This window comes from Jejuia spongiicola (genome assembly GCF_023502325.1).
GTDB lineage: Bacteria > Bacteroidota > Bacteroidia > Flavobacteriales > Flavobacteriaceae > Wocania_A > Wocania_A spongiicola.
Genome location: NZ_JAMFLZ010000001.1, coordinates 418,805 through 438,975, shown reverse-complemented (window position 1 = coordinate 438,975; position 20,171 = coordinate 418,805). Strand labels below are relative to the sequence as shown.

The 20,171-nt window shown below is 32.6% G+C and carries 20 protein-coding genes; 16 read left to right on the top strand and 4 right to left on the bottom strand.

Annotated features, from left to right (window positions below; all coding sequences use genetic code 11):
* The first annotated feature begins 1 nt into the window (after window position 1).
* The 14 genes from M3P09_RS02020 to M3P09_RS01955 all read left to right on the top strand — a co-directional run bounded on the left by M3P09_RS02020 (window position 2) and on the right by M3P09_RS01955 (window position 11,930).
* The gene (locus M3P09_RS02020) at window positions 2-1,069 is read left to right on the top strand and encodes a cytochrome-c peroxidase (protein ID WP_284041104.1); all 1,068 of its coding nucleotides are present in this window, start codon (window positions 2-4) and stop codon (window positions 1,067-1,069) included.
* A gap of 221 nt (window positions 1,070-1,290) precedes the next feature.
* Window positions 1,291-1,620 (top strand): HesB/IscA family protein, encoded by a 330-nt coding sequence (locus tag M3P09_RS02015; RefSeq protein WP_099564877.1) that lies wholly within the window; start codon window positions 1,291-1,293, stop codon window positions 1,618-1,620.
* A gap of 16 nt (window positions 1,621-1,636) precedes the next feature.
* Window positions 1,637-3,085, top strand: coding sequence for a Fe-S cluster assembly protein SufB (sufB, locus tag M3P09_RS02010; RefSeq protein ID WP_099564878.1), 1,449 nt, complete (start codon window positions 1,637-1,639; stop codon window positions 3,083-3,085).
* A 10-nt stretch (window positions 3,086-3,095) separates the two neighbouring features.
* Window positions 3,096-3,512, top strand: a complete 417-nt coding sequence (locus M3P09_RS02005) for a hypothetical protein (protein ID WP_099564879.1) — start codon at window positions 3,096-3,098, stop codon at window positions 3,510-3,512.
* Between the two features lies 1 nt (window position 3,513).
* Complete coding sequence (gene sufC / locus M3P09_RS02000) at window positions 3,514-4,266, top strand: Fe-S cluster assembly ATPase SufC (protein ID WP_249971828.1); 753 nt, start codon at window positions 3,514-3,516, stop codon at window positions 4,264-4,266.
* Between the two features lie 12 nt (window positions 4,267-4,278).
* Window positions 4,279-5,592: a Fe-S cluster assembly protein SufD gene (sufD, locus tag M3P09_RS01995; protein WP_249971827.1), complete on the top strand. Its 1,314-nt coding sequence runs from the start codon at window positions 4,279-4,281 to the stop codon at window positions 5,590-5,592.
* A gap of 91 nt (window positions 5,593-5,683) precedes the next feature.
* The gene (locus tag M3P09_RS01990) at window positions 5,684-6,898 is read left to right on the top strand and encodes an aminotransferase class V-fold PLP-dependent enzyme (RefSeq protein WP_249971826.1); all 1,215 of its coding nucleotides are present in this window, start codon (window positions 5,684-5,686) and stop codon (window positions 6,896-6,898) included.
* Window positions 6,899-7,095: 197 nt separating this feature from the next.
* Window positions 7,096-8,157 (top strand): zinc metalloprotease, encoded by a 1,062-nt coding sequence (locus M3P09_RS01985; protein WP_249971825.1) that lies wholly within the window; start codon window positions 7,096-7,098, stop codon window positions 8,155-8,157.
* Between the two features lie 91 nt (window positions 8,158-8,248).
* Window positions 8,249-9,043, top strand: coding sequence for an META domain-containing protein (locus M3P09_RS01980; protein WP_249971824.1), 795 nt, complete (start codon window positions 8,249-8,251; stop codon window positions 9,041-9,043).
* A 38-nt stretch (window positions 9,044-9,081) separates the two neighbouring features.
* A complete protein-coding gene (locus M3P09_RS01975; protein WP_099564885.1) occupies window positions 9,082-9,504 on the top strand; it encodes a SufE family protein in 423 nt (140 codons plus the stop codon).
* 1 nt (window position 9,505) lies between these two features.
* Window positions 9,506-9,832 carry an SUF system Fe-S cluster assembly protein gene (locus M3P09_RS01970; RefSeq protein ID WP_099564886.1) on the top strand — a complete coding sequence of 109 codons (327 nt, stop codon included), beginning with the start codon at window positions 9,506-9,508 and terminating at the stop codon, window positions 9,830-9,832.
* 23 nt (window positions 9,833-9,855) lie between these two features.
* On the top strand, window positions 9,856-10,425 hold the full coding sequence (locus M3P09_RS01965; RefSeq protein ID WP_249971823.1) for a class I SAM-dependent methyltransferase: 570 nt from the start codon (window positions 9,856-9,858) through the stop codon (window positions 10,423-10,425).
* On the top strand, window positions 10,426-10,932 hold the full coding sequence (locus tag M3P09_RS01960) for a DUF2480 family protein (RefSeq protein WP_249971822.1): 507 nt from the start codon (window positions 10,426-10,428) through the stop codon (window positions 10,930-10,932). It begins immediately after the preceding gene.
* Between the two features lie 71 nt (window positions 10,933-11,003).
* Window positions 11,004-11,930, top strand: a complete 927-nt coding sequence (locus M3P09_RS01955; RefSeq protein WP_249971821.1) for a DUF3078 domain-containing protein — start codon at window positions 11,004-11,006, stop codon at window positions 11,928-11,930.
* 141 nt (window positions 11,931-12,071) lie between these two features.
* Here M3P09_RS01955 and hflX read toward each other — a convergent pair whose 3' ends face one another.
* Window positions 12,072-13,289, bottom strand: coding sequence for a GTPase HflX (gene hflX, locus M3P09_RS01950; protein ID WP_099564890.1), 1,218 nt, complete (start codon window positions 13,287-13,289; stop codon window positions 12,072-12,074).
* Window positions 13,290-13,351: 62 nt separating this feature from the next.
* Between hflX and M3P09_RS01945 the strand changes: the two genes are divergently transcribed.
* Window positions 13,352-14,320, top strand: a complete 969-nt coding sequence (locus tag M3P09_RS01945; RefSeq protein WP_099564891.1) for an endonuclease/exonuclease/phosphatase family protein — start codon at window positions 13,352-13,354, stop codon at window positions 14,318-14,320.
* On the opposite strand, the gene M3P09_RS01940 is transcribed toward M3P09_RS01945, so the two are convergent.
* Genes M3P09_RS01940 through M3P09_RS01930 form a run of 3 tightly spaced genes read right to left on the bottom strand, consistent with a single transcriptional unit; the run spans window position 14,321 to window position 18,987 of the window.
* Complete coding sequence (locus M3P09_RS01940) at window positions 14,321-14,698, bottom strand: hypothetical protein (protein WP_099564892.1); 378 nt, start codon at window positions 14,696-14,698, stop codon at window positions 14,321-14,323.
* Window positions 14,699-14,744: 46 nt separating this feature from the next.
* Window positions 14,745-16,172 (bottom strand): DUF5689 domain-containing protein, encoded by a 1,428-nt coding sequence (locus M3P09_RS01935; RefSeq protein ID WP_249971820.1) that lies wholly within the window; start codon window positions 16,170-16,172, stop codon window positions 14,745-14,747.
* A 13-nt stretch (window positions 16,173-16,185) separates the two neighbouring features.
* Entirely contained in the window at window positions 16,186-18,987 is a 2,802-nt protein-coding gene (locus M3P09_RS01930; protein WP_249971819.1) for a carboxypeptidase-like regulatory domain-containing protein, read from the bottom strand.
* Between the two features lie 126 nt (window positions 18,988-19,113).
* On the opposite strand from M3P09_RS01930, the gene M3P09_RS01925 reads away from it, so the two are divergent.
* Window positions 19,114-20,166, top strand: coding sequence for an endonuclease/exonuclease/phosphatase family protein (locus M3P09_RS01925; RefSeq protein WP_249971818.1), 1,053 nt, complete (start codon window positions 19,114-19,116; stop codon window positions 20,164-20,166).
* Window positions 20,167-20,171 lie beyond the last annotated feature (5 nt).

Sequence of the window (20,171 nt, the reverse complement as noted above, 5' to 3'; positions counted from 1 at the left end):
TTTGCAAAAATGGACATTACATATTAGCTGTCTTTTTATTTTCATCTGTTCATCTTGTACAAATGAAAGTGTAGACACCTATGTTTCAACACCAAGTCCACTAAAAATTCCTCAATTATTTGAAGATAATATTTTAAACCCCGTGATTCCAACAGATAATCCGCAAACTGTTGAGGGTATTGCCCTAGGAAAAAAATTATTTTTTGATCCTATTTTATCAGCAAATAACACGCAAGCTTGTGCAGATTGCCATGCTCCAGAAAATGCATTTTCTGATGCCGATAGATTTAGTGATGGAATTGATGGCATTCGTGGCAATAGAAACTCGATGCCATTATTTAATTTGGCATGGAACTATGATGAGAAATTCTTTTGGGATGGTCGTGTTTTTAGTTTAGAGCACCAAGCATTTCAACCAGTAACAGATCCAAAAGAGTTGCATAATACATGGCAACAAGTTGAACAAAAATTACAAGAACATGCTGAGTATCCAAACCTTTTCAAACTGGCTTTTGGCACCTCAAAAATAGATTCAATTAAAGTTACAAAAGCTATTGCTCAATTTGAGCGCACTTTAATTTCATCAAATTCAAAGTTTGACAAATACCTTATAGGAGAAGCAACCTTAACACCACAAGAACTCAATGGATTTAATGTTTTTATGGATGAAACCAAAGGGGATTGCTTCCATTGCCATGGTAGTGATAAAAATCCTTTATGGACAGATAATATTTTTCATAACAATGGTTTAGATGCTATTGTTACAGATTTAGGTTTAGGCAAAGTAACTGGCGACCCTGCAGATAATGGTAAATTCAAATCACCTTCCTTACGCAATCTAACTTTTACTGCGCCTTACATGCATGACGGCAGATTTGCAACACTCGATGAAGTCATAAATCATTACAGCGAAGGCTTACAAAATTCGCCAACAATTGACCCATTAATGAAAAAAGTAAATCAAGGTGGTGTACAATTATCAGCACAAGATAAAGCCGATTTAAAAGCCTTTTTACTATCACTTTCTGATAATGAGTTTATAAGCAATCCAAACTTCTTAAATCAATAAGAAAAACCTATAAAGCGATATACTAATATAATGTTAGGTTGTATGGTTTTCCATGACTTATATTGTATATTTGCACTCTATTTAGAAACCGTCTTAATAAAGGCAAAACGTTTTTAAACAATATAAACACTAAAATAAAAACTCAAAATTACCCAATTTTTGAGTTCTTCTACTTGTACTGAGCCTAGTCGAAGTATTGAGAAGTTTAGGAAAGGAGAATTATGATAAAAGTTTCTGAAACAGCTAAGAAAAAAGTAGTTGAGCTTATGTCTGATGACGGCTATAACGCAACTACAGACTATGTTCGTGTAGGTGTAAAAAGTGGTGGTTGTTCTGGTTTATCTTACGATTTAAAATTTGATAAAGAACAACAAGATGGCGACAAAGTTTTTGAAGACAATGGCGTAAAAATTATTGTAGATAAAAAAAGCTTTTTATACTTAATAGGTACTACTCTTGAATATTCAGGAGGATTAAACGGAACAGGATTTATTTTCAATAACCCTAACGCTAACCGTACTTGTGGTTGTGGCGAATCATTTTCACTATAAAATTTAAGAAAGTATTATGTCGAAGTATACTGAAGACGATTTACGCGAAGAATTAAAAACCAAAGAATACGAATACGGTTTTTATACAGATATAGAATCTGAAACCTTTCCAAATGGTATAAATGAAGATATTGTTCGGGCCATTTCTAAAAAGAAAGAAGAGCCACAATGGATGACCGATTGGAGATTGGAAGCCTTTAAAGTTTGGAAAGAGATGACCGAACCAGATTGGGCAAATGTAAACTATAAAAAACCAGATTTTCAAGGTATTTCGTATTACTCTGCGCCTAATAGCAAACCTAAATATGATAGTATTGATGAAGTTGACCCAGAGTTATTGGCAACTTTTGAAAAATTAGGAATTTCTTTAGATGAACAGAAAAAACTAGCTGGTGTTGCCATGGATGTTGTCGTTGATTCGGTTTCGGTAGCAACTACATTTAAGAAAACATTAGGCGAAAAAGGCATCATTTTTATGAGTATTTCTGAAGCTATTAAAGAGCATCCAGAACTTGTAAAAAAATATTTAGGTACTGTTGTACCTCAAAAAGACAACTTTTACGCTGCATTAAATTCGGCAGTATTTAGTGATGGTTCTTTCTGTTATATTCCAAAAGGTGTTCGTTGCCCGATGGAATTATCAACATATTTTAGAATTAATCAAGCAGGAACTGGGCAATTTGAAAGAACGCTTGTTATTGCAGACGAGGGTAGCTACGTAAGTTATCTAGAAGGCTGTACAGCACCAAGTAGAGATGAAAATCAATTACACGCAGCCGTTGTAGAGCTTATTGCTTTAGATGATGCTGAAATTAAATATTCAACTGTGCAAAACTGGTATCCAGGAAATGCAGAAGGAAAAGGCGGTGTTTATAATTTTGTAACCAAACGTGGTCTGTGTGAGAAAAATGCAAAAATCTCTTGGACACAAGTTGAAACAGGATCTGCAGTAACCTGGAAATATCCTAGTTGCGTATTAAAAGGAGATAATTCAGTTGGTGAATTTTATTCAATTGCAGTAACCAACAATTATCAACAAGCCGACACAGGTACCAAGATGATTCACCTTGGAAAAAACACCAAATCAACAATTATTTCAAAAGGAATTTCTGCAGGAAAATCTCAAAACAGTTATCGTGGTTTGGTTCAAATAAATTCTAGAGCAGAAAATGCCCGTAATTTTTCGCAATGTGATAGTTTACTTATGGGTAACGAATGTGGTGCACACACATTCCCGTATATAGAAGCTAAAAATAAATCGGCAAAAATAGAACACGAAGCAACAACTAGTAAAATTGGTGAAGACCAAATTTTCTATTGTAACCAACGTGGAATTGATACCGAAAAGGCCATTGCTTTAATAGTAAATGGTTTTAGTAAAGAAGTATTAAATAAACTCCCTATGGAGTTTGCTGTTGAAGCACAAAAACTGTTAGAAATAAGTTTAGAAGGAAGTGTTGGTTAAATTAATAAAAATGAAAAAAATATTAATTCTACTTATATCGATTTTGACGTTTGTTAGTTGTAAAAACGAAACTAAATCTGAAAGTCAAATTATTACTGATGATAGTCTAGAAAAAACTACTAAGCAAAGTGATGGACTAACACTTTTAAAAGGCGAGTTTGTGTATTATGCTGATGCAGCCGTTTTACAAACTCATGCCGAAATTTATGGTGTTGTCCTTAATGAAAAAGTTGATGAGTTAAACAATAAAGCAAAACCATTTAAAAAAGAACCCACAGACTTTGTTCTTGTAGAGGTTCGTGGAAAAATATCTCAAAAAGCAGAAGGTGAAGAGGGTTGGGATAACCTTGTAGAAATTAAAGAAATATTAAATGTTTCTCCCTTAAAAACCGAAAACAATAATTTAATAAAATTAGGAAATCAATAGGATGTTAAAAATAGACAATTTACAGGCAAATGTTGAAGATAAAGCCATTTTAAGAGGTATTAATCTAGAGGTTAAACCAGGAGAGGTTCATGCTATCATGGGACCAAATGGCTCAGGAAAAAGTACGCTAGCCTCAGTAATAGCAGGAAAAGAGGAGTACGAAGCAACCAACGGTTCTATTGTTTTTGAAGGTGAAGACATTGGAGAATTAGCAGCCGAAGAACGCGCTCATAAAGGTATCTTTTTATCGTTTCAATACCCTGTTGAGATTCCAGGAGTCTCAGTAACAAACTTTATTAAAACAGCAATAAACGAAACACGCAAAGCAAAAGGATTAGAAGACATGCCCGCTAAAGACATGTTAAAGCTTATTCGCGATAAAGCTGATTTATTAGAAATTGATAGAAAATTTTTATCACGCTCGTTAAACGAAGGTTTTTCTGGTGGTGAAAAGAAAAGAAACGAAATTTTTCAAATGGCAATGTTAGAGCCAAAATTAGCTATTCTTGACGAAACCGATTCTGGTTTAGACATTGATGCTTTACGCATTGTAGCCAATGGTGTTAATAAACTTAAAAGTAAAGACAACGCTGTAATTGTAATAACACACTACCAGCGCTTGTTAGATTATATAGTACCAGATTTTGTGCATGTACTTCATAATGGAAAAATTGTAAAGTCTGGAACTAAAGAACTAGCACATGAGCTTGAAGAAAAAGGCTACGACTGGATTAAAGAAGAAGTGAACGCTTAACAAAACAAGCAAATGGATTTAAAAGAAAAATTAGTATCATCCTTTCTAGTATTCGAAGATCAAGCCGAGGCAGACTCATATGTTCACGATGTTAGAAATGACGCTATAAAAATATTTGAAGAAAAAGGGTTTCCGTCTAAAAAAGAAGAAGCTTGGAAATACACATCTTTAAATAAAATATTAAAAGAAGACTATAGTGTTTTTCCTAAACAAGAAAATGCTTTAGAATATAGAGATGTAAAAAAATATTTTATTCACGATATCGATGCGTATAAAATTGTATTTATCGATGGTAAATACTCTTCTCACTTATCTGAAACAACTCATGACGGGATAGATGTTTGTTTAATGTCAGCAGCATTATCAAAACCAAAATACCGCTTAGTTATTGAAAATTATTTTAACAAAGCAGCTACTAAGGATAGCTTATCATCACTTAATACAGCGTTTTCTAAAGAAGGGGCCTACATTCATATTCCAAAAAACAAACTGGTAGAAAAACCAATTCAAATTATTCATCTATCAACAGGAAACGAATCGGCAACATTGTTACAACCTCGTAACTTAATTGTAGTTGACGAGAATTCTCATGTTCAAATTATTGAGCGTCATCAAAGTTTAACCGATAATGCTGTTTTAACCAATAGTGTTACCGAAATTTTTGCAAACAAACGTGCAATTGTAGATTATTATAAAATACAAAACGATAATGCAAACGCGTCTTTAATAGACAATACATTCATAAAACAAAAACGCGAAAGTGTTGCCTCGGTACACACCTTTGCATTTGGCGGAAAATTAATCCGTAACAACCTTAATTTCTATCAAGAAGGCGAGCGCATTAATTCTATATTAAAAGGCGTAACTATTATTGGCAACAAACAACATGTTGATCACAATACACTAGTACACCATATAGAACCAAATTGCGAAAGCCACCAAGATTATAAAGGCATTTATAACGAAAACTCAACAGGTGTTTTTAATGGTAAAATTATTGTAGAAAAAGAGGCGCAAAAAACAAATGCCTTTCAGTCTAACAACAATATTTTAGTTAGCGACAAAGCCACTATAAATACAAAACCTCAGTTGGAAATTTTTGCAGACGATGTAAAATGCTCTCACGGCTGTACCATTGGTCAATTAGATGAAAACGCTATGTTTTATATGCGCTCTCGAGGTATTCCAGAAAAAGAAGCCAAAGCTCTTTTAATGTACGCCTTCAGTAACAATGTATTAAGCTCGGTTAAAATTCGAGAAATGAAACAACGCATCACAAAAATTATTGCCAATAAACTAGGTGTTAATATTGGATTTGATTTATAAAACCATTTGAAGCTATTTCCCGCTATCCACTGTATCTTTTTTTCGTACCTCAAAAAAGGATGCCGTTTCTATCGGGGCTAAACAATCAGCCATGTTTAAAGTAAACGACATAAGAAAAGATTTTCCCATTCTTTCCAGAAAAGTAAATGGTAAATCTTTAGTGTATTTTGATAATGCAGCAACTTCGCAAACACCACAACAAGTTATTGATGTTATTGTCGATTATTATTCAAATTATAATGCCAACATCCATCGTGGGGTACATACTTTAAGTCAAGAAGCAACCGATTTATACGAGCAAGCCCGCCAAAAAGTACAAACACATTTCAACGCAAAGTTTTCGCACGAAATTATACTTACATCAGGAACAACACACAGTATAAACCTAGTAGCTAATGGGTTTTCATCATTGCTAAAAAAAGGAGATGAAGTTATTGTTTCAGCCTTAGAGCATCATAGTAATATAGTACCTTGGCAAATGTTATGCGAACGCACAGGAGCTATATTAAAAGTTATTCCAATGAACCAAGATGGTGAATTGGTAATGGATGATTACGATAAATTACTCACAAAAAACACAAAACTCGTTTTTGTTAACCATATATCCAATGCTTTAGGTACCATAAACCCTATTGAATATATCATTGAAAAAGCACATAAGGTTGGTGCAGCTGTTTTAATTGATGGCGCACAATCGTGTCCACATATAAAACCTGACGTTCAAAAACTGGATGTCGATTTTTATGTAGTCTCAGCACATAAAATGTGCGGGCCAACAGGCGTGGGAATGCTTTACGGAAAAGAAGATTGGCTAAACAAGTTACCACCATATCAAGGTGGTGGAGAAATGATTGCCGAGGTAACTTTCGAAAAAACTACTTACGCCAATTTACCGCATAAATTTGAAGCAGGTACACCTAATATTTGTGGCGGCATTGCTTTTGGTGCTGCAATCGATTATATGAATAGTGTTGGTTTTAACAATATTGCCAAGTACGAACACGAGTTGTTAGATTACGCCACAGAAAAACTCCTAGCCATTGAAGGTTTAAAGATTTTTGGAACCTCAAAAAACAAAACATCGGTTATTTCATTTAATTTAAACGGTATTCATCCTTACGATGTAGGTACTATTTTAGATAAACTAGGAATTGCTGTGCGTACAGGGCATCATTGCGCACAACCTATCATGGATTTTTACAATATTCCAGGTACTATTCGTGCCTCTTTTTCCTTCTATAATACCAAAGCTGAAATTGACGCCTTAGTAGAAGGTGTTAAAAAAGCAAAAATGATGCTTTCTTAAATTATTCTTTTTAATCAATCCTATTCATTTTTATCACTTTTTCTAAAATTATAGATGTTATATAATTAACAAAAACATGTTGTTTGTCGATTATTTAACAAAATATATGTGGTTTAACCACATATTTAACAAAAAATGTTAAATTTTTAAGAAAATCATTATATATTCACTTCGACTAATTTAAATAATTTATAAAAATGAAAAAAGTACTTTTAAGTATGGCAGCTGTAGCCATGTTATTTACAGCATGTAGTGAAAATTCAAATGATGCAGATCAAGAACAGCAAATCGACATGAGCGATTTTTACGTTTATACTGATGCAGATACTGATGAAGCTGCAAAACAAAGCCAAGGCAAAAGCAATTCAAAATCTTGTTATGCCATGGTAAACTTAAATCGTCAACTAAAGCAAAATCCTGGTTTGGAGAAAAAGATGTATGATGTTGAATACCACACTAGAAAATTCCTAGTAGCAAAAGGTAAGCCTGGTGGTGGCGGTGGACCTGGAGGAGGTTCTGGAGATACAGATGTTGATGTATTACCAATTCAAGATAATTTAGGAATAATAGATATTCCTGTTTATATACATATTGTTTACCCTGACGCAAATAGTATTTCTAATGCTCAAGTAAACTCTCAAATGGCAACTTTAAATGCAGATTTTAGAGATGTTAATATTAATCAACTCCCATCAGGAACTACGTTTGCTAATGATGCAACAGATGCAGGTTTTAGCTTTTCATTAGCTGGAACTTTCAGACATAATGATTCTAGATCTTCATGGGGTACAAATGATGCAGTTAAAGCAGCTTATCCTCCAATTACTCCAGACACTCATTTAAATATTTGGGTTTGTGAAATAGGAGGCGGTATTTTAGGTTATGCTCAATTCCCAGGTGGTAACGCATCAACAGATGGTGTTGTATTAGGTGGTGACTATTTTGGAAATACAAGTGGTGTTTATGGTTTAGGTAGAACGGGAACTCACGAAGTAGGTCACTACTTCAACTTACGCCATATTTGGGGAGATGGCAGATGTAATAGAGATGATTTTGTTACAGATACACCTAAATCTGATAGATCAAACGGTGGTTGTCCATCATTCCCAACAACACATTGCAAATCTGCAGATATGACTATGAATTATATGGATTATACTTATGATGCATGTATGTATATGTTTACCGATGGTCAGCGTAATAGAATGAGAGCTATTTTTGCTTCAGGAGGAGCAAGAGCTTCTATGGTAGGTAATTAATTATAATTCCTTTTAATAAAAGTTAAAAAGACGCCAAGTTTGGCGTCTTTTTTGTATTCTTATATTAATTTAATTAAAACTTTATAATAACATGAAATCTTTCTTAATGATTTTTAGCATCATTGTTTTAAGATGTTGCTGGGGTCCAACAGATTTTCAGTTAATGTTAGCTCAACAAAATGATAACACCCTATTGAAGACTCTTAACGGAACATATAAAATAAATACTTTGGGGTACGATGATGTTTCATCGTATAGCCTCAATATTACTTTTGATGATAATACAAAAAAAGTGTCTGGTTTTGCTGGTTGTAATCGTTTTTTTGGAACTTATTCAATAAAAGATAATGCATTAACATTTGGAGACATAGGGTCAACCAAAATGATGTGTCAGGATGAAGAGAACAAAACAGAAACAAAGTTGCTTAAAGCATTCAAAAAAGCAAATTTAATTCTATTTAAAGAAGGTGGCTTTTCGCTATATAATAAAAAGAAACTATTATTATCTGCTGAAAAAGAAGTCGAAAACATATCGGTAAACTTTGAATACTCTGCCTTGTCAAGAGGAACTTATAAATTAATAAATATTAATCAAAAAAGCGTTTCATTAACAAACAAACAAAAAGGCAAGCCAAATACTAAAGTTTGTCGTGAAGCTGATTGGAGTAACTTAATGAAAACTCTTAAAACTGTTGATGTAGAAAATATAGCAAATTTAAAAGCACCTTCTGAAGATCGCTTTTTTGACGGAGCTGCCATTGGGAATTTAAAAATTACTTATAATGGTATAGTTTACGAATCGCAGAGTTTTGATCATGGAAATCCCCCAAAAGAAATAGCTATACTTGTTAAAGAAATCTTATCTATTTCAGAAAACATTGAATAGCTACATTTCTTGTTGTATTTTTGCATAAAACTGTAACTGTGAGTATTGAAAACATACAAAATGAAATTATAGACGAATTCTCAATGTTTGAAGATTGGGAAGAGCGTTATCAATATATGATTGATTTAGGCAAGGATTTGCCTTTAATAAACGACCAATACAAAACTGAAAGCAATATTATTAAAGGTTGCCAAAGTAAGGTTTGGGTGCATGCTGAAATGCAAGATGATAAAATAAATTTTACTGCCGATAGTGATGCAATTATTACAAAAGGTATAATCGCTATTTTAATTCGTGTATTTTCTAATCAACACCCAAAGGACATTATAGATGCCGACACCGATTTTATTGATAAAATTGGCCTAAAAGAACATTTATCGCCAACGCGAGCTAATGGTTTAGTAAGTATGGTAAAACAACTTAAAATGTATGCTATTGCATACCAAACACAACTTAATTAAAATGAGTGAAACAACTATAGATACAAACGCCTTAGGGGAAAAAATAGTAAATGTTTTAAAAACAATTTACGACCCAGAAATTCCTGTAGACATATATGAATTAGGATTAATTTACGATGTATTTGTTAATGAAGATTACGATGTAAAAATATTAATGACACTTACAACACCTAATTGTCCTGTTGCAGAAACCTTACCTCTAGAGGTTGAAGAAAAAGTAAAATCTTTAAACGATGTAAAATCTGCTGAAGTAGAAATTACTTTTGATCCGCCTTGGACACAAGATTTAATGAGCGAAGAAGCAAAGTTGGAATTGGGGATGCTTTAATTTTTTAGTTTACAGATTTACCAATGGAAGGAAAATATTACAAAACTAAAGAATCTGTTGAAGAATATATAAAATTAGCTAAAGGTTTTAATGGCGCGCAGCTAATAGAAAAATTAAAAAAGTTTTTACCTTTAAATTCAACATTGCTAGAAATTGGTTCAGGACCTGGAAGTGATTGGAGTATATTAAACAAATCGTATAAAACTACTGGCTCAGATAATTCTGATGAATTTTTAAGTTATTTAAATGCCAAAAACGCTACAAGTGAGTTTCTCAATTTAGATGCTACAACCTTAAGAACGGAAAAAAAGTTTGACAGTATTTACTCAAACAAGGTTATGCATCACTTAACAGATGATGAATTAATCAAATCTATTAAAAGACAATATGAAATATTAAATGCTGATGGCGTAATATGTCATTCTTTTTGGAAAGGTGAAGGGTCAGAAATATTTAAAGGTCTTTTTGTAAATTATCATTCAGAAAAGAGTCTTAGAAGGTTTTACAAAGGTAATTTTGAAATTCTTTTAATTGAAGACTATAAAGAGTTTGATGATGATGATTCTATTTTATTAATAGCTAAGAAAAAATAAATGCCTGAAGAAATTATAAATCGCGTAGCGAATAGTAAATTAATAACTTTGGACCTTGAGGATTATTATCCTGAAGGTAAACGTATTCTTTTTGATATTAAAGATTGGCTTTTTGAAGGTTTTGTATTGCGTGAAAAAGAATTTAGAAATCACGTTTCAGAATTCGATTGGAGTCAATATCAAGGATACTATGTTGCATTAACTTGTAGTACCGATGCTATTATTCCTGCTTGGGCTTTTATGTTGCTTAGTATTAATTTAGAACCGTTTGCTAAAAAGGTTGTTATAGGAGATTTAGAGGTTTTAGAAACTACTGTTTATCAAAATATTATTGATAACCTTGATGTTTCAGAATATGCAGACAAGCCTATTATTATTAAAGGATGCTCTAAAAAACCTGTTCCTCAAAATGCATACATTATGCTAACAACAAAGTTAAAACCTATTGCGAAATCTATTATGTACGGAGAGGCTTGCTCTTCAGTTCCTCTGTATAAAAACAAATAATTTTGTTGTGTGACTAAATTGTATATAGGTGTCTAACCTTTATATTTGCACAAATTTTAACAAAATCTAAAATGAAAAAGACGTTATTATTATTTACTTTTTTTATCGGAATAGTTTCGATAAATGCTCAGACTTTAGAAGAATTAAAGGCAACACAAGCTGCTAAAAAAGATTCTATTGCTGCTATACAAGGTCGTGTTGATGCTATTCAAGGTCAAATTGATGCTTTACCGGGTTGGAAAAAAGGGGCTTTTGGTACCATAGGAGGAAGTGTTTCTAGTTTTAAAAATTGGTACGCTCAAGGCTCTCCTAATAACAATTCTGGAAACATCGGTTTTACCGTTAATGCCTTTGCTAACTTAACTCAAGAAAAATTCTTTTGGAGAAATGCTGCCAACGTAAACTTATCTTGGGTAAAATTGGATGATAAAGATGACCCTCTTGATAGTGATAAATTTAGAGAAGCTACTGATGTTTTTAATATCACTTCATTATATGGGCGTAAGCTGAATGAAAAATTTGCAATTTCTGGTTTAGCAGAGTACAGAACCACAATTTTAAGCAATTTTAACGACCCTGGATACTTAGATTTGGGTGTTGGTGCAACATGGACTCCAATTACTAATCTTGTTGTAGTAATTCATCCTTTAAACTACAATTTTGTGTTTAGTAAAGAGGATGCTATTTTCGAATCATCGTTAGGAGCAAAGATTCTTGCCGATTATACCAGACAAATTGGAGCAATAAGTTTTAAAACTAACTTATCTATGTTTCAAAGCTACAAAAGTGGAGACTTATCTAACTGGACATGGACTAACTCTTTTGGATATACTTTATGGAAAATGATTGGTGTTGGTTTTGATTTTGGCTTAAGAAACAACAAACAAGAAGCTTTAAACTACGCTATTAATACTTTAGGAAATACTACTGAGACTTTTGATACTGTTGATAACGATTTACAAAGTTATTGGATGTTTGGTCTTAATTATAAGTTCTAAAACACGGAAAAATATATTTATAAAAAAATACGCTTCTTTTTTTAAGAAGCGTATTTTTTTGCGTTAAGGATTGAGCAATTGTTGGAGCTCCTTGCAAAGAGCGACTTGTGAAAGCCTGACCTGAAAGAGAACGCCCTAAATTTACTCCATGTCATCATAATTGTAATCTGGATACAGAAAATGATTGTATGGAAAACGTGTAACATGAATTTCTCGAACTTCAGTGTAAACTCGTTTTTTGAAATCTTCCAAATTCTGTTTGTTTAAAGCTGAAATAAACAACGCATTGTTGCCTACTTTACTCATCCAAGTACTCTTCCATTCCTCCAAACTGTAATGCGCTTCAGTTCTTTCTGCAACTAAATCGGTATCGTCAAAAGGTTCTGCTTCGTAAGCATCAATTTTATTAAATACCATAATAGTTGGCTTATCGCCACTTTTAATTTCTCCTAAAATTTTATTTACAGACTCTATATGTTCTTCAAAGTTAGGATGAGAAATATCTACAACGTGTAATAGTAAATCGGCTTCTCTAACCTCATCCAAAGTACTTTTAAAACTATCAACCAATTGCGTTGGTAGCTTTCTAATAAACCCAACTGTATCACTTAATAAAAATGGTAAGTTTTGAATCACCACTTTCCTAACGGTAGTATCTAATGTAGCGAATAGCTTATTTTCGGCAAATACTTCACTTTTACTTATAACATTCATTAAAGTAGATTTGCCAACATTTGTGTAACCAACCAAAGCTACTCTAACCATTTTACCTCTGTTACCACGCTGTACAGCCATTTGTTTATCGATGGTTTTGATTCGTGCTTTTAAAAGTGAAATTTTATCGCGTACTATACGTCTATCTGTTTCAATTTCGGTTTCACCTGGTCCACGCATTCCAATACCACCTTTTTGACGTTCAAGGTGTGTCCACATACCACGTAATCTTGGTAATAAATATTCACATTGTGCTAGTTCTACTTGTGTTCTGGCATAACTTGTCTGAGCTCTTTGTGCAAAAATATCGAGTATTAAATTTGTTCTGTCTAATACTTTTACACCAAGGATTTTACTTATGTTACGTTCTTGTGCCGCAGATAATTCATCATCAAAAATAGCGGTACCTATATCGTTCTCTTCTATATACTGCCGTACATCTTCCATTTTACCTGTTCCAATAAAAGTTTTTGGGTTAGGCATTTCCATTTTTTGTGTGAAGCGTTTTACAGCATATCCACCAGCAGTAAAAGTTAAAAACTCCAGTTCATCTAAATATTCTTTAGATTTTTCTTCGTTTTGGTCTTTAGTTATAACGCCTATTAAAACAGCTCTTTCTAAAGCAGTATCTTTCTTCTCTAACATACCGCAAAGTTAAGTAATTGCAACCATTTTATTTTTTATATTTTTAGCGATATTTTTAATCTATGATAGATTCTTTTGAAAACATTCCTGTTAGAGATAATATGCAAACTATTGCATTTTATAATCTTGAAAATTTATTTGATCTTAATGATGACAAGCACACAAATGATCGTGATTTTTTACCAACATCGGTTAAAAAATGGACTCCTAAACGCTATAAAAATAAACTTAGAAAATTAGGGTTTGCTATTTCAAATATTGGAAGAAGAGAAACTGGAAAACACCCAGCAATTGTTGGATTATGTGAAGTTGAAAACGCTAAAGTTATTGAAGACTTGTTGGCTTCAAAACATTTAGAAGATTGTAATTACAAATACGTGCACTATGACTCTTTAGATGAACGTGGTATTGATGTAGCTTTACTATATGATGCTAAGGCTTTTGAGGTTATTACATCTGAGACATTTACTATTAGTTTAACTGATGAAGATGGGTCGCCAGATTACACAAGAGATATTTTATTAGTTTCTGGATTACTTGATGGTGAAAATATTCATGTTATAGTTAACCATTGGTCGTCTAGACGCGAAGGGCAGAAGGAAACGGAATACAAACGTATGGCCTCTTCAAATAAAGTCGGCGAGATTGTTACTTCGTTACGATTGGATAATGACGATGCAAGAATTATTGTTATAGGTGATTTTAACGATGATCCGCATAGTAATAGTATAAAACAACTTGTGAGCGAATTTAATTTGTACAATCCTATGGAAACTTTACGTTCTTTTAGTCGTGGTACTACTTACCACGGTAGACAATGGAATTTATTTGATCAAGTTTTAATTTCAACAAATTTTTTTAAAACTTCAGATCGCTTATTTGAATTTAGTACTGCCAATATTTTTGATGAAGATTTTTTAAAACTTTTTAATGGCAAGTTTAAGGGCTCTCCTTATAGAACCTACATAGGTAAAAGATATCAAGGTGGTTATAGCGATCATTTTCCTGTTTATGCTATTTTTAAGAAGTAGTTAAATAGCTTGAAATACAATATATGCTAATGCTAAAGTAACAACTGGCAGTATAGAAAGCAACCAAATATTAGTTTGTGGTTTTTTCTTTTTAATCATTTTAGTATTTATCATCATACGTTTTTTGCCAGTGTATTGTATCCAATTTTTAAAGTAAATCCCTATAGAAATTATAATAAATAAAGTCCAAGCGCTAGTACTAGATATAGTTTCTGCATGCATTTTATTAAAAAAAGCTGCAAAAAAACAACCTAAAAGAAAAATTAAACTTATTTGAAGCACCGACACGTATACTAATGCAATAGTATTCGCTTTTTGCTTATATCGCTTTTTATAAAACGAAAATACGGAATAGAAAAATTGGTCGAAAATAGTCATTTCGCGAATTTAATGCTTTCCTTTTATCTTTTCGATATATAAATAATTACTCTACATAATCAATACTAATATCATCTAATTCGTAAACTCCATCAAAAGTATCTTGTCCGCTTCCAGTATATTTAAATGCAATATAAATGGTTCCTGAAATGCACGATAAATCGACCACACCAGAATTAAACCAAGCCACAAAAGAATCAGAATCTTTTACCACGTAGGCAGCAGATAAAACACCCCAAGTGGCTAATGCAATATTAGCTTCATTACCATCCCAATCTAAACTATACAACACTTCCATATAGCTGCTATCAGCCAAACTGTTTGAGGTTTTAAAACGTAATGTTTCCCCTTCTTGGGCATCCAAATCAATAGCTGGTGTTATTAACCAACCAATATTACTTTCGTCTCCAGAACTAGCCGATTTTAACCTAGCAGAGCGCCCCAAAGATGCATTGGATGATGTTGAAGACCAAGCTTCCCAAGGTTCGGAACCAGCTTCAAGGTAATTGGTCCAACCGTTGCCTTCAATAGGTTTGTTGTTTTTTTGTGACTCAAAATCTTCCATAAACAAATTCCCAGTTCCTACTGTAGGAGCAATACCACAGGTAATTTCCATAGGATCACAGCGTTCGTTACTTTCAAAATTAATATCTGCTGAACTATTTAAGATTAACACATTAAAGTCGTCTCGAAAATCTCTACTATATACTCCTGTAATAATTCCTTTGCCTTGAGGAACAATCAGCGATTTAAAATCAGAGAACGTGCTCGTTTGCATAATTAAAGAAATACCTGAATCGCAACTTTCTAACAAACGAAAACCATCAAATTCATCAAATGATTCGCTTGCAAAAGTAGCTCCTAACTCAAACCTATTTAGTTGCATATTATCTAACTGAATTAAGGTATTCTCGTCTGCTTCTGTTAAGTCAGCTAACCCCACAATTTTTGGCGTAATAGTTTCAACCTCATTAGTTCTCAGTATAATATCTTTATATTCAGCAGCTTGAATTTGTTTTACATTTACTGCATCTCCTTTTCCAATAGTGATAACTCCACTAGTTTCTCCAATCGTTAAACCCATCATTTTAATGTATACTTTTTGTCCAAATTGATAGGTATCTGACAAACTACTTACATTAATATCAATTTTAAAACCAAGTCTTGGGTCATTATCAGGGTTACTATTATCACTTTTATTTTGAATGATTAATTCTTCAAAAAAGTTTCCCGATTTGTCGGATGATATTACATAGCCTTCAATATATAAATCATCGTTAATAATCACTGTCGAATTTCCGCCATTTACTGCTTGCTCATATAGCGATTTGACAGCTTTAAAAGTTGTTATTTTTTCCTGTGGAATATTAAGGTTGCTTATCGAAATATCTGGCACACCATAATCATCATCTTTTACACATGACACAGAAAACAATATTATTAACACTAGTACTGTTTTAAAAAAGTTATTCATAGCTACTAATATTTTAAAATCTTAAATTTAAGTTTAAAAAGTACGTTGTACCTCTACCATACCAATACTTTGATCCAAAAACTGGAGTATCTAAAGCTTTATCATTTCTTAGTTCTCTATAATTGGCATTTCTACCTTGTTCAAAACCTCCAGTTTTGTATACTTCGTCTAAAAGGTTATTGACGCTTGCAAAAAGCCCCACATAATATTTACCAATCTTCCAAGATTTTCCACCAATTAAATTTACCACCATGTAATCATCAAAACGTTCTTGTTTTAAAAGTTCACGAGCTAAACTTTCATCATAATCATTAAACACATTACCATCAAAATCGGTTGTAAAGTTTGACGAGCGTGTTAACGGATTTACATCTACATACGTATTAGAGAAAAAATTTGCTGTTGCGCCAAACCACCAAAAATCAGGATCTCGGTATTCAAATCCAACAGAGTAAGCATTTTGAGGACCAGAAGCTAATTTGTAATTTTTTAGGTTTGATTGTCCAAAATCTTTAAATCCGTCTACAAACCCTGCATCAATAGATTCATCATCAGGTTCTGTTGATAAAAATAAATTCGGATTATTATCATATGTAAATTGTCCAACTGATGCTACTCCTTTTAATTTAATAGTTGGTGTTACTTGAGCTTCAACACCTATTTCTCCTCCTAAATGCTTTTTGTCTATGCCTTGTAAAATTTCTTGAACAAATGCAGTATTATCTCCTCCAACGCCATCAGCAAAATAGAATGATATTTCGCTTGCATCAGTTATTTTAGTATAATAACCTGTAACTTTTGCCTTTACTACTGGCGATCTATATACATAACTTGCATCAAAAGACATAATCTTTTCTTCTGAAATATTAGGTACTATATTATGATTCTCTCTCGAATTTGAATATGTATTTTGTATTGAAGGTGCTCTAGTGATGTAACCTGCATTAGCATCTAGCACATGCTTTCCTGTTAGTTTATAAGTAAACCCTCCCTTAGCTCCCAAACCTGTAAACGCTAACTTATCTCCTTTTCCTAAAGAATTATCTGCAAACCCACCGTTTTGATAAATACCCTCTCTTTGGTATTGGGTGTGTTTGACACTACCTGAAATATAAAAGTCTATTTTATTATAAGTGAATTGTGCTTGAGTATAAGCACCTATTTCGTTTGCAAAAATATTATAGTGGTACTTAAATTTATCTCCTTCTCCTACAATTCTGTTTGGGCTTAATAAATTGTTTTGAGCTTCATTAATATTTGTAGCAAAGCCATCAATATCTAAATAAGTTGATACTCCTAAAAGGTCTAAAACTTCAGCGAAATTTTCAGATTTTAACGTTTTAAAATTAATAGCGCCATTCAACATAATATGATTCGTCAATTCAGTATTTAAAATAGAGTTTATAGTTAATTGCGCATCATCTACCCTATCTTCATAAAGAGCATAAATAGCATTGCCCCCATTTTGAGAATTATCAATATTGGCCTTATACATGGCATTCCAATCTATCTGCCCACTAGCCTGAAATCCATTTAAAGCTTGGTATGCAAACTGTAAATCATCAGGAAAATTTCGCTCAAAATAACTTGGCAGTTTTTGATAATACGTTGGGCTTGGATTAGCGCCTCCTCCTTGAGGAAAGCCATTAATTAAATCCTTACCATTATAATCTAAACGGCTATTACCTAATTTCCCAAACTGATACCCAATGTTAGTATTTAAACTTGTTTTACTATTAAAACCCCAATAATGGTTAAGCATCACAATAGGTTCATTTACTTCTTTAATTCTAGAGTTTCGCTTTTCTCCATCTTGCCACCCCCAATATTCGTTATACTTTATATCTTTTAAATCATATATTTCTTGTGTATTAGGTGATGATTTACCTCTTCGATTAGGGGTATAAATTGCTGTTAAATTCAAACTATGTTGGTCATTAATTTTCTTTTCTACGGAAGTGAAAAATGAATTAGAGTTATAACTCGTTGCATCTTGATAACCTTCATTACCCCATCGTCTGCCTACTGAAAGAGTGTAGGCCCAATTATTTTTTAATAAACCTGAAGCATAGGTTGCCATAACTCGATTTGTATAACTTCGGTTTGATGACGAATATGTTATTCGGCCTCCAGATCTAGCTTCTGATGCCCTTGTATTTATATTAGTAGTACCTAAAACGCCTCCAAAATTATAATTAGACGGTGTTAACCCTGATGATAGTTCTTGGTTTCTTAACACATCGTTTATTCCTCCCCAATTGCTCCACTGGGGCCTTCCGTTGTATATTTTATTCATTTCGATACCATTAATTAAAATGGAGCCATTCTTTGAATCTAAACCCCGTACTCTAAAAAATGACGAGCTAAACTCAAAAGCTGCAGTGCGTTGAAAGATATCGAGAGAGGATGCTAACAATCCAGAAATATTATCTAAGCCGCTAGTATCATCATTTAATTCATCATCTGAGAGTGTAATAGTAAACAAATCTTGAGTTCCAGAGACCTCAACTTCTAAAGTCATGTCTGTAATATTTACAGTTTTATTTTTATTGACTATTATTGGGTACCTTTTTGTAATGTACCCAATTTTTGAGATTTTTAAAATTTGCTCTCCTAAAGGGATATTTGAAGAAAACACAAACTCTCCTAAATTATTTGTTAATACCGATAGGTTTGTTTCTTCAATGATAATTATTACGTCTGAAATGGGCTCAAAAGAAACAGCATCTTTAACACTACCCTTTATAAGTGTTTGTTGTGCACTGAGGGAAATTGAAAAAAGTCCGAATAAAAAAATGAGGGCTATTTTATTCATAATTATCTTTATGACACCAATAATAAGAAAAAGTAACTAATTGATTCTAAATTTTTTACATCATCGCAACAACTTTGGCTTAGGTTTTGTATTATAGCATTGTAAAGAATCGTTTTTTTAAACTCAATGAACTTGTTAAAAATTAGTATTTCAATTTTGCTCTTAAGTGTATTTATGACAACTAATGCTCAAGACAAAAAATTTAAAATTCACACTATAGCTTTCTACAATTTAGAAAATTTATTTGACACCATAAATGATCCTAATAAATTCGATGAATATAGTCCGATTATGGAATTAAAAACTAATCGTGAAGCCATTTATAAAAAGAAGGTTAAAAATATGGCTCGAGTAATTGCAGATATCGGATTAGATGTTGCAAATAACACACCTGCTATTATTGGAGTTTCTGAGGTTGAAAACAGAGAAGTTCTAGAAGATCTTGTAAACGATTCTTTATTGCTTGTAAAAGATTATGGCATTATTCATCATGATTCTCCAGATACTCGTGGTATAGATGTTGCTTTATTATATCAAAAAAAAATATTTACTCCTATAACAACTAGTAACCACGAGCTAAAAATTTATGACGATAAGACTAGAAAACGCATTTATACTAGAGACCAATTGCTTGTTAGTGGCCAATTGGATGGTGAAATGATTCATGTTATAGTTAATCACTGGCCGTCTAGAAGAGGTGGAGAGGCAAGAAGTAGACCAAAACGGATTGCCGCTGCAAAACTAAGTAAGCGTCTAGTAGACTCACTTCAAGCTATAAATCCTTATGCTAAAATTTTTATTATGGGAGATTTAAATGATAACCCAACAAACCCTAGTGTTAAAGATGTTTTGAAAACTCAAAAAGACAGAAAAAAAGTAGGTTTGAAAGGCATTTATAACCCCATGGAACGTTTCTATATGAACGGTATAGGCACAAATGCTTATAGAGATGCTTGGAATTTATTTGATCAAATTATGGTTACAAAACCTCTATTAGAAAAAGATTTTTCGTCATTTAGATTTTACAAAGCTGGTGTTTTTAATAAAAATTACCTAATAAACAAAAAAGGCCAATATAAAGGTTATCCGCATAGAAGTTTTTCTAATGGCGTTTTCACCAATGGTTTTAGTGATCATTTCCCTGTTTATGCCTATGTAATAAAGGAGGTTAAAAACTAATACTA

Bases quoted from the DNA above. Each gene is read 5' to 3' on its own strand.
- M3P09_RS02015 (WP_099564877.1), top strand. From the start codon at position 1,291: ATGATAAAAGTTTCTGAAACAGCTAAGAAAAAAGTAGTTGAGCTTATG.
- sufB (WP_099564878.1), top strand. From the start codon at position 1,637: ATGTCGAAGTATACTGAAGACGATTTACGCGAAGAATTAAAAACCAAA.
- M3P09_RS02005 (WP_099564879.1), top strand. From the start codon at position 3,096: ATGAAAAAAATATTAATTCTACTTATATCGATTTTGACGTTTGTTAGT.
- sufC (WP_249971828.1), top strand. From the start codon at position 3,514: ATGTTAAAAATAGACAATTTACAGGCAAATGTTGAAGATAAAGCCATT.
- sufD (WP_249971827.1), top strand. From the start codon at position 4,279: ATGGATTTAAAAGAAAAATTAGTATCATCCTTTCTAGTATTCGAAGAT.
- M3P09_RS01990 (WP_249971826.1), top strand. From the start codon at position 5,684: ATGTTTAAAGTAAACGACATAAGAAAAGATTTTCCCATTCTTTCCAGA.
- M3P09_RS01985 (WP_249971825.1), top strand. From the start codon at position 7,096: ATGAAAAAAGTACTTTTAAGTATGGCAGCTGTAGCCATGTTATTTACA.
- M3P09_RS01980 (WP_249971824.1), top strand. From the start codon at position 8,249: ATGAAATCTTTCTTAATGATTTTTAGCATCATTGTTTTAAGATGTTGC.
- M3P09_RS01970 (WP_099564886.1), top strand. From the start codon at position 9,506: ATGAGTGAAACAACTATAGATACAAACGCCTTAGGGGAAAAAATAGTA.
- M3P09_RS01965 (WP_249971823.1), top strand. From the start codon at position 9,856: ATGGAAGGAAAATATTACAAAACTAAAGAATCTGTTGAAGAATATATA.
- M3P09_RS01960 (WP_249971822.1), top strand. From the start codon at position 10,426: ATGCCTGAAGAAATTATAAATCGCGTAGCGAATAGTAAATTAATAACT.
- M3P09_RS01955 (WP_249971821.1), top strand. From the start codon at position 11,004: ATGAAAAAGACGTTATTATTATTTACTTTTTTTATCGGAATAGTTTCG.
- hflX (WP_099564890.1), bottom strand. From the start codon at position 13,289: ATGTTAGAGAAGAAAGATACTGCTTTAGAAAGAGCTGTTTTAATAGGC.
- M3P09_RS01945 (WP_099564891.1), top strand. From the start codon at position 13,352: ATGATAGATTCTTTTGAAAACATTCCTGTTAGAGATAATATGCAAACT.
- M3P09_RS01940 (WP_099564892.1), bottom strand. From the start codon at position 14,698: ATGACTATTTTCGACCAATTTTTCTATTCCGTATTTTCGTTTTATAAA.
- M3P09_RS01935 (WP_249971820.1), bottom strand. From the start codon at position 16,172: ATGAATAACTTTTTTAAAACAGTACTAGTGTTAATAATATTGTTTTCT.
- M3P09_RS01930 (WP_249971819.1), bottom strand. From the start codon at position 18,987: ATGAATAAAATAGCCCTCATTTTTTTATTCGGACTTTTTTCAATTTCC.
- M3P09_RS01925 (WP_249971818.1), top strand. From the start codon at position 19,114: ATGAACTTGTTAAAAATTAGTATTTCAATTTTGCTCTTAAGTGTATTT.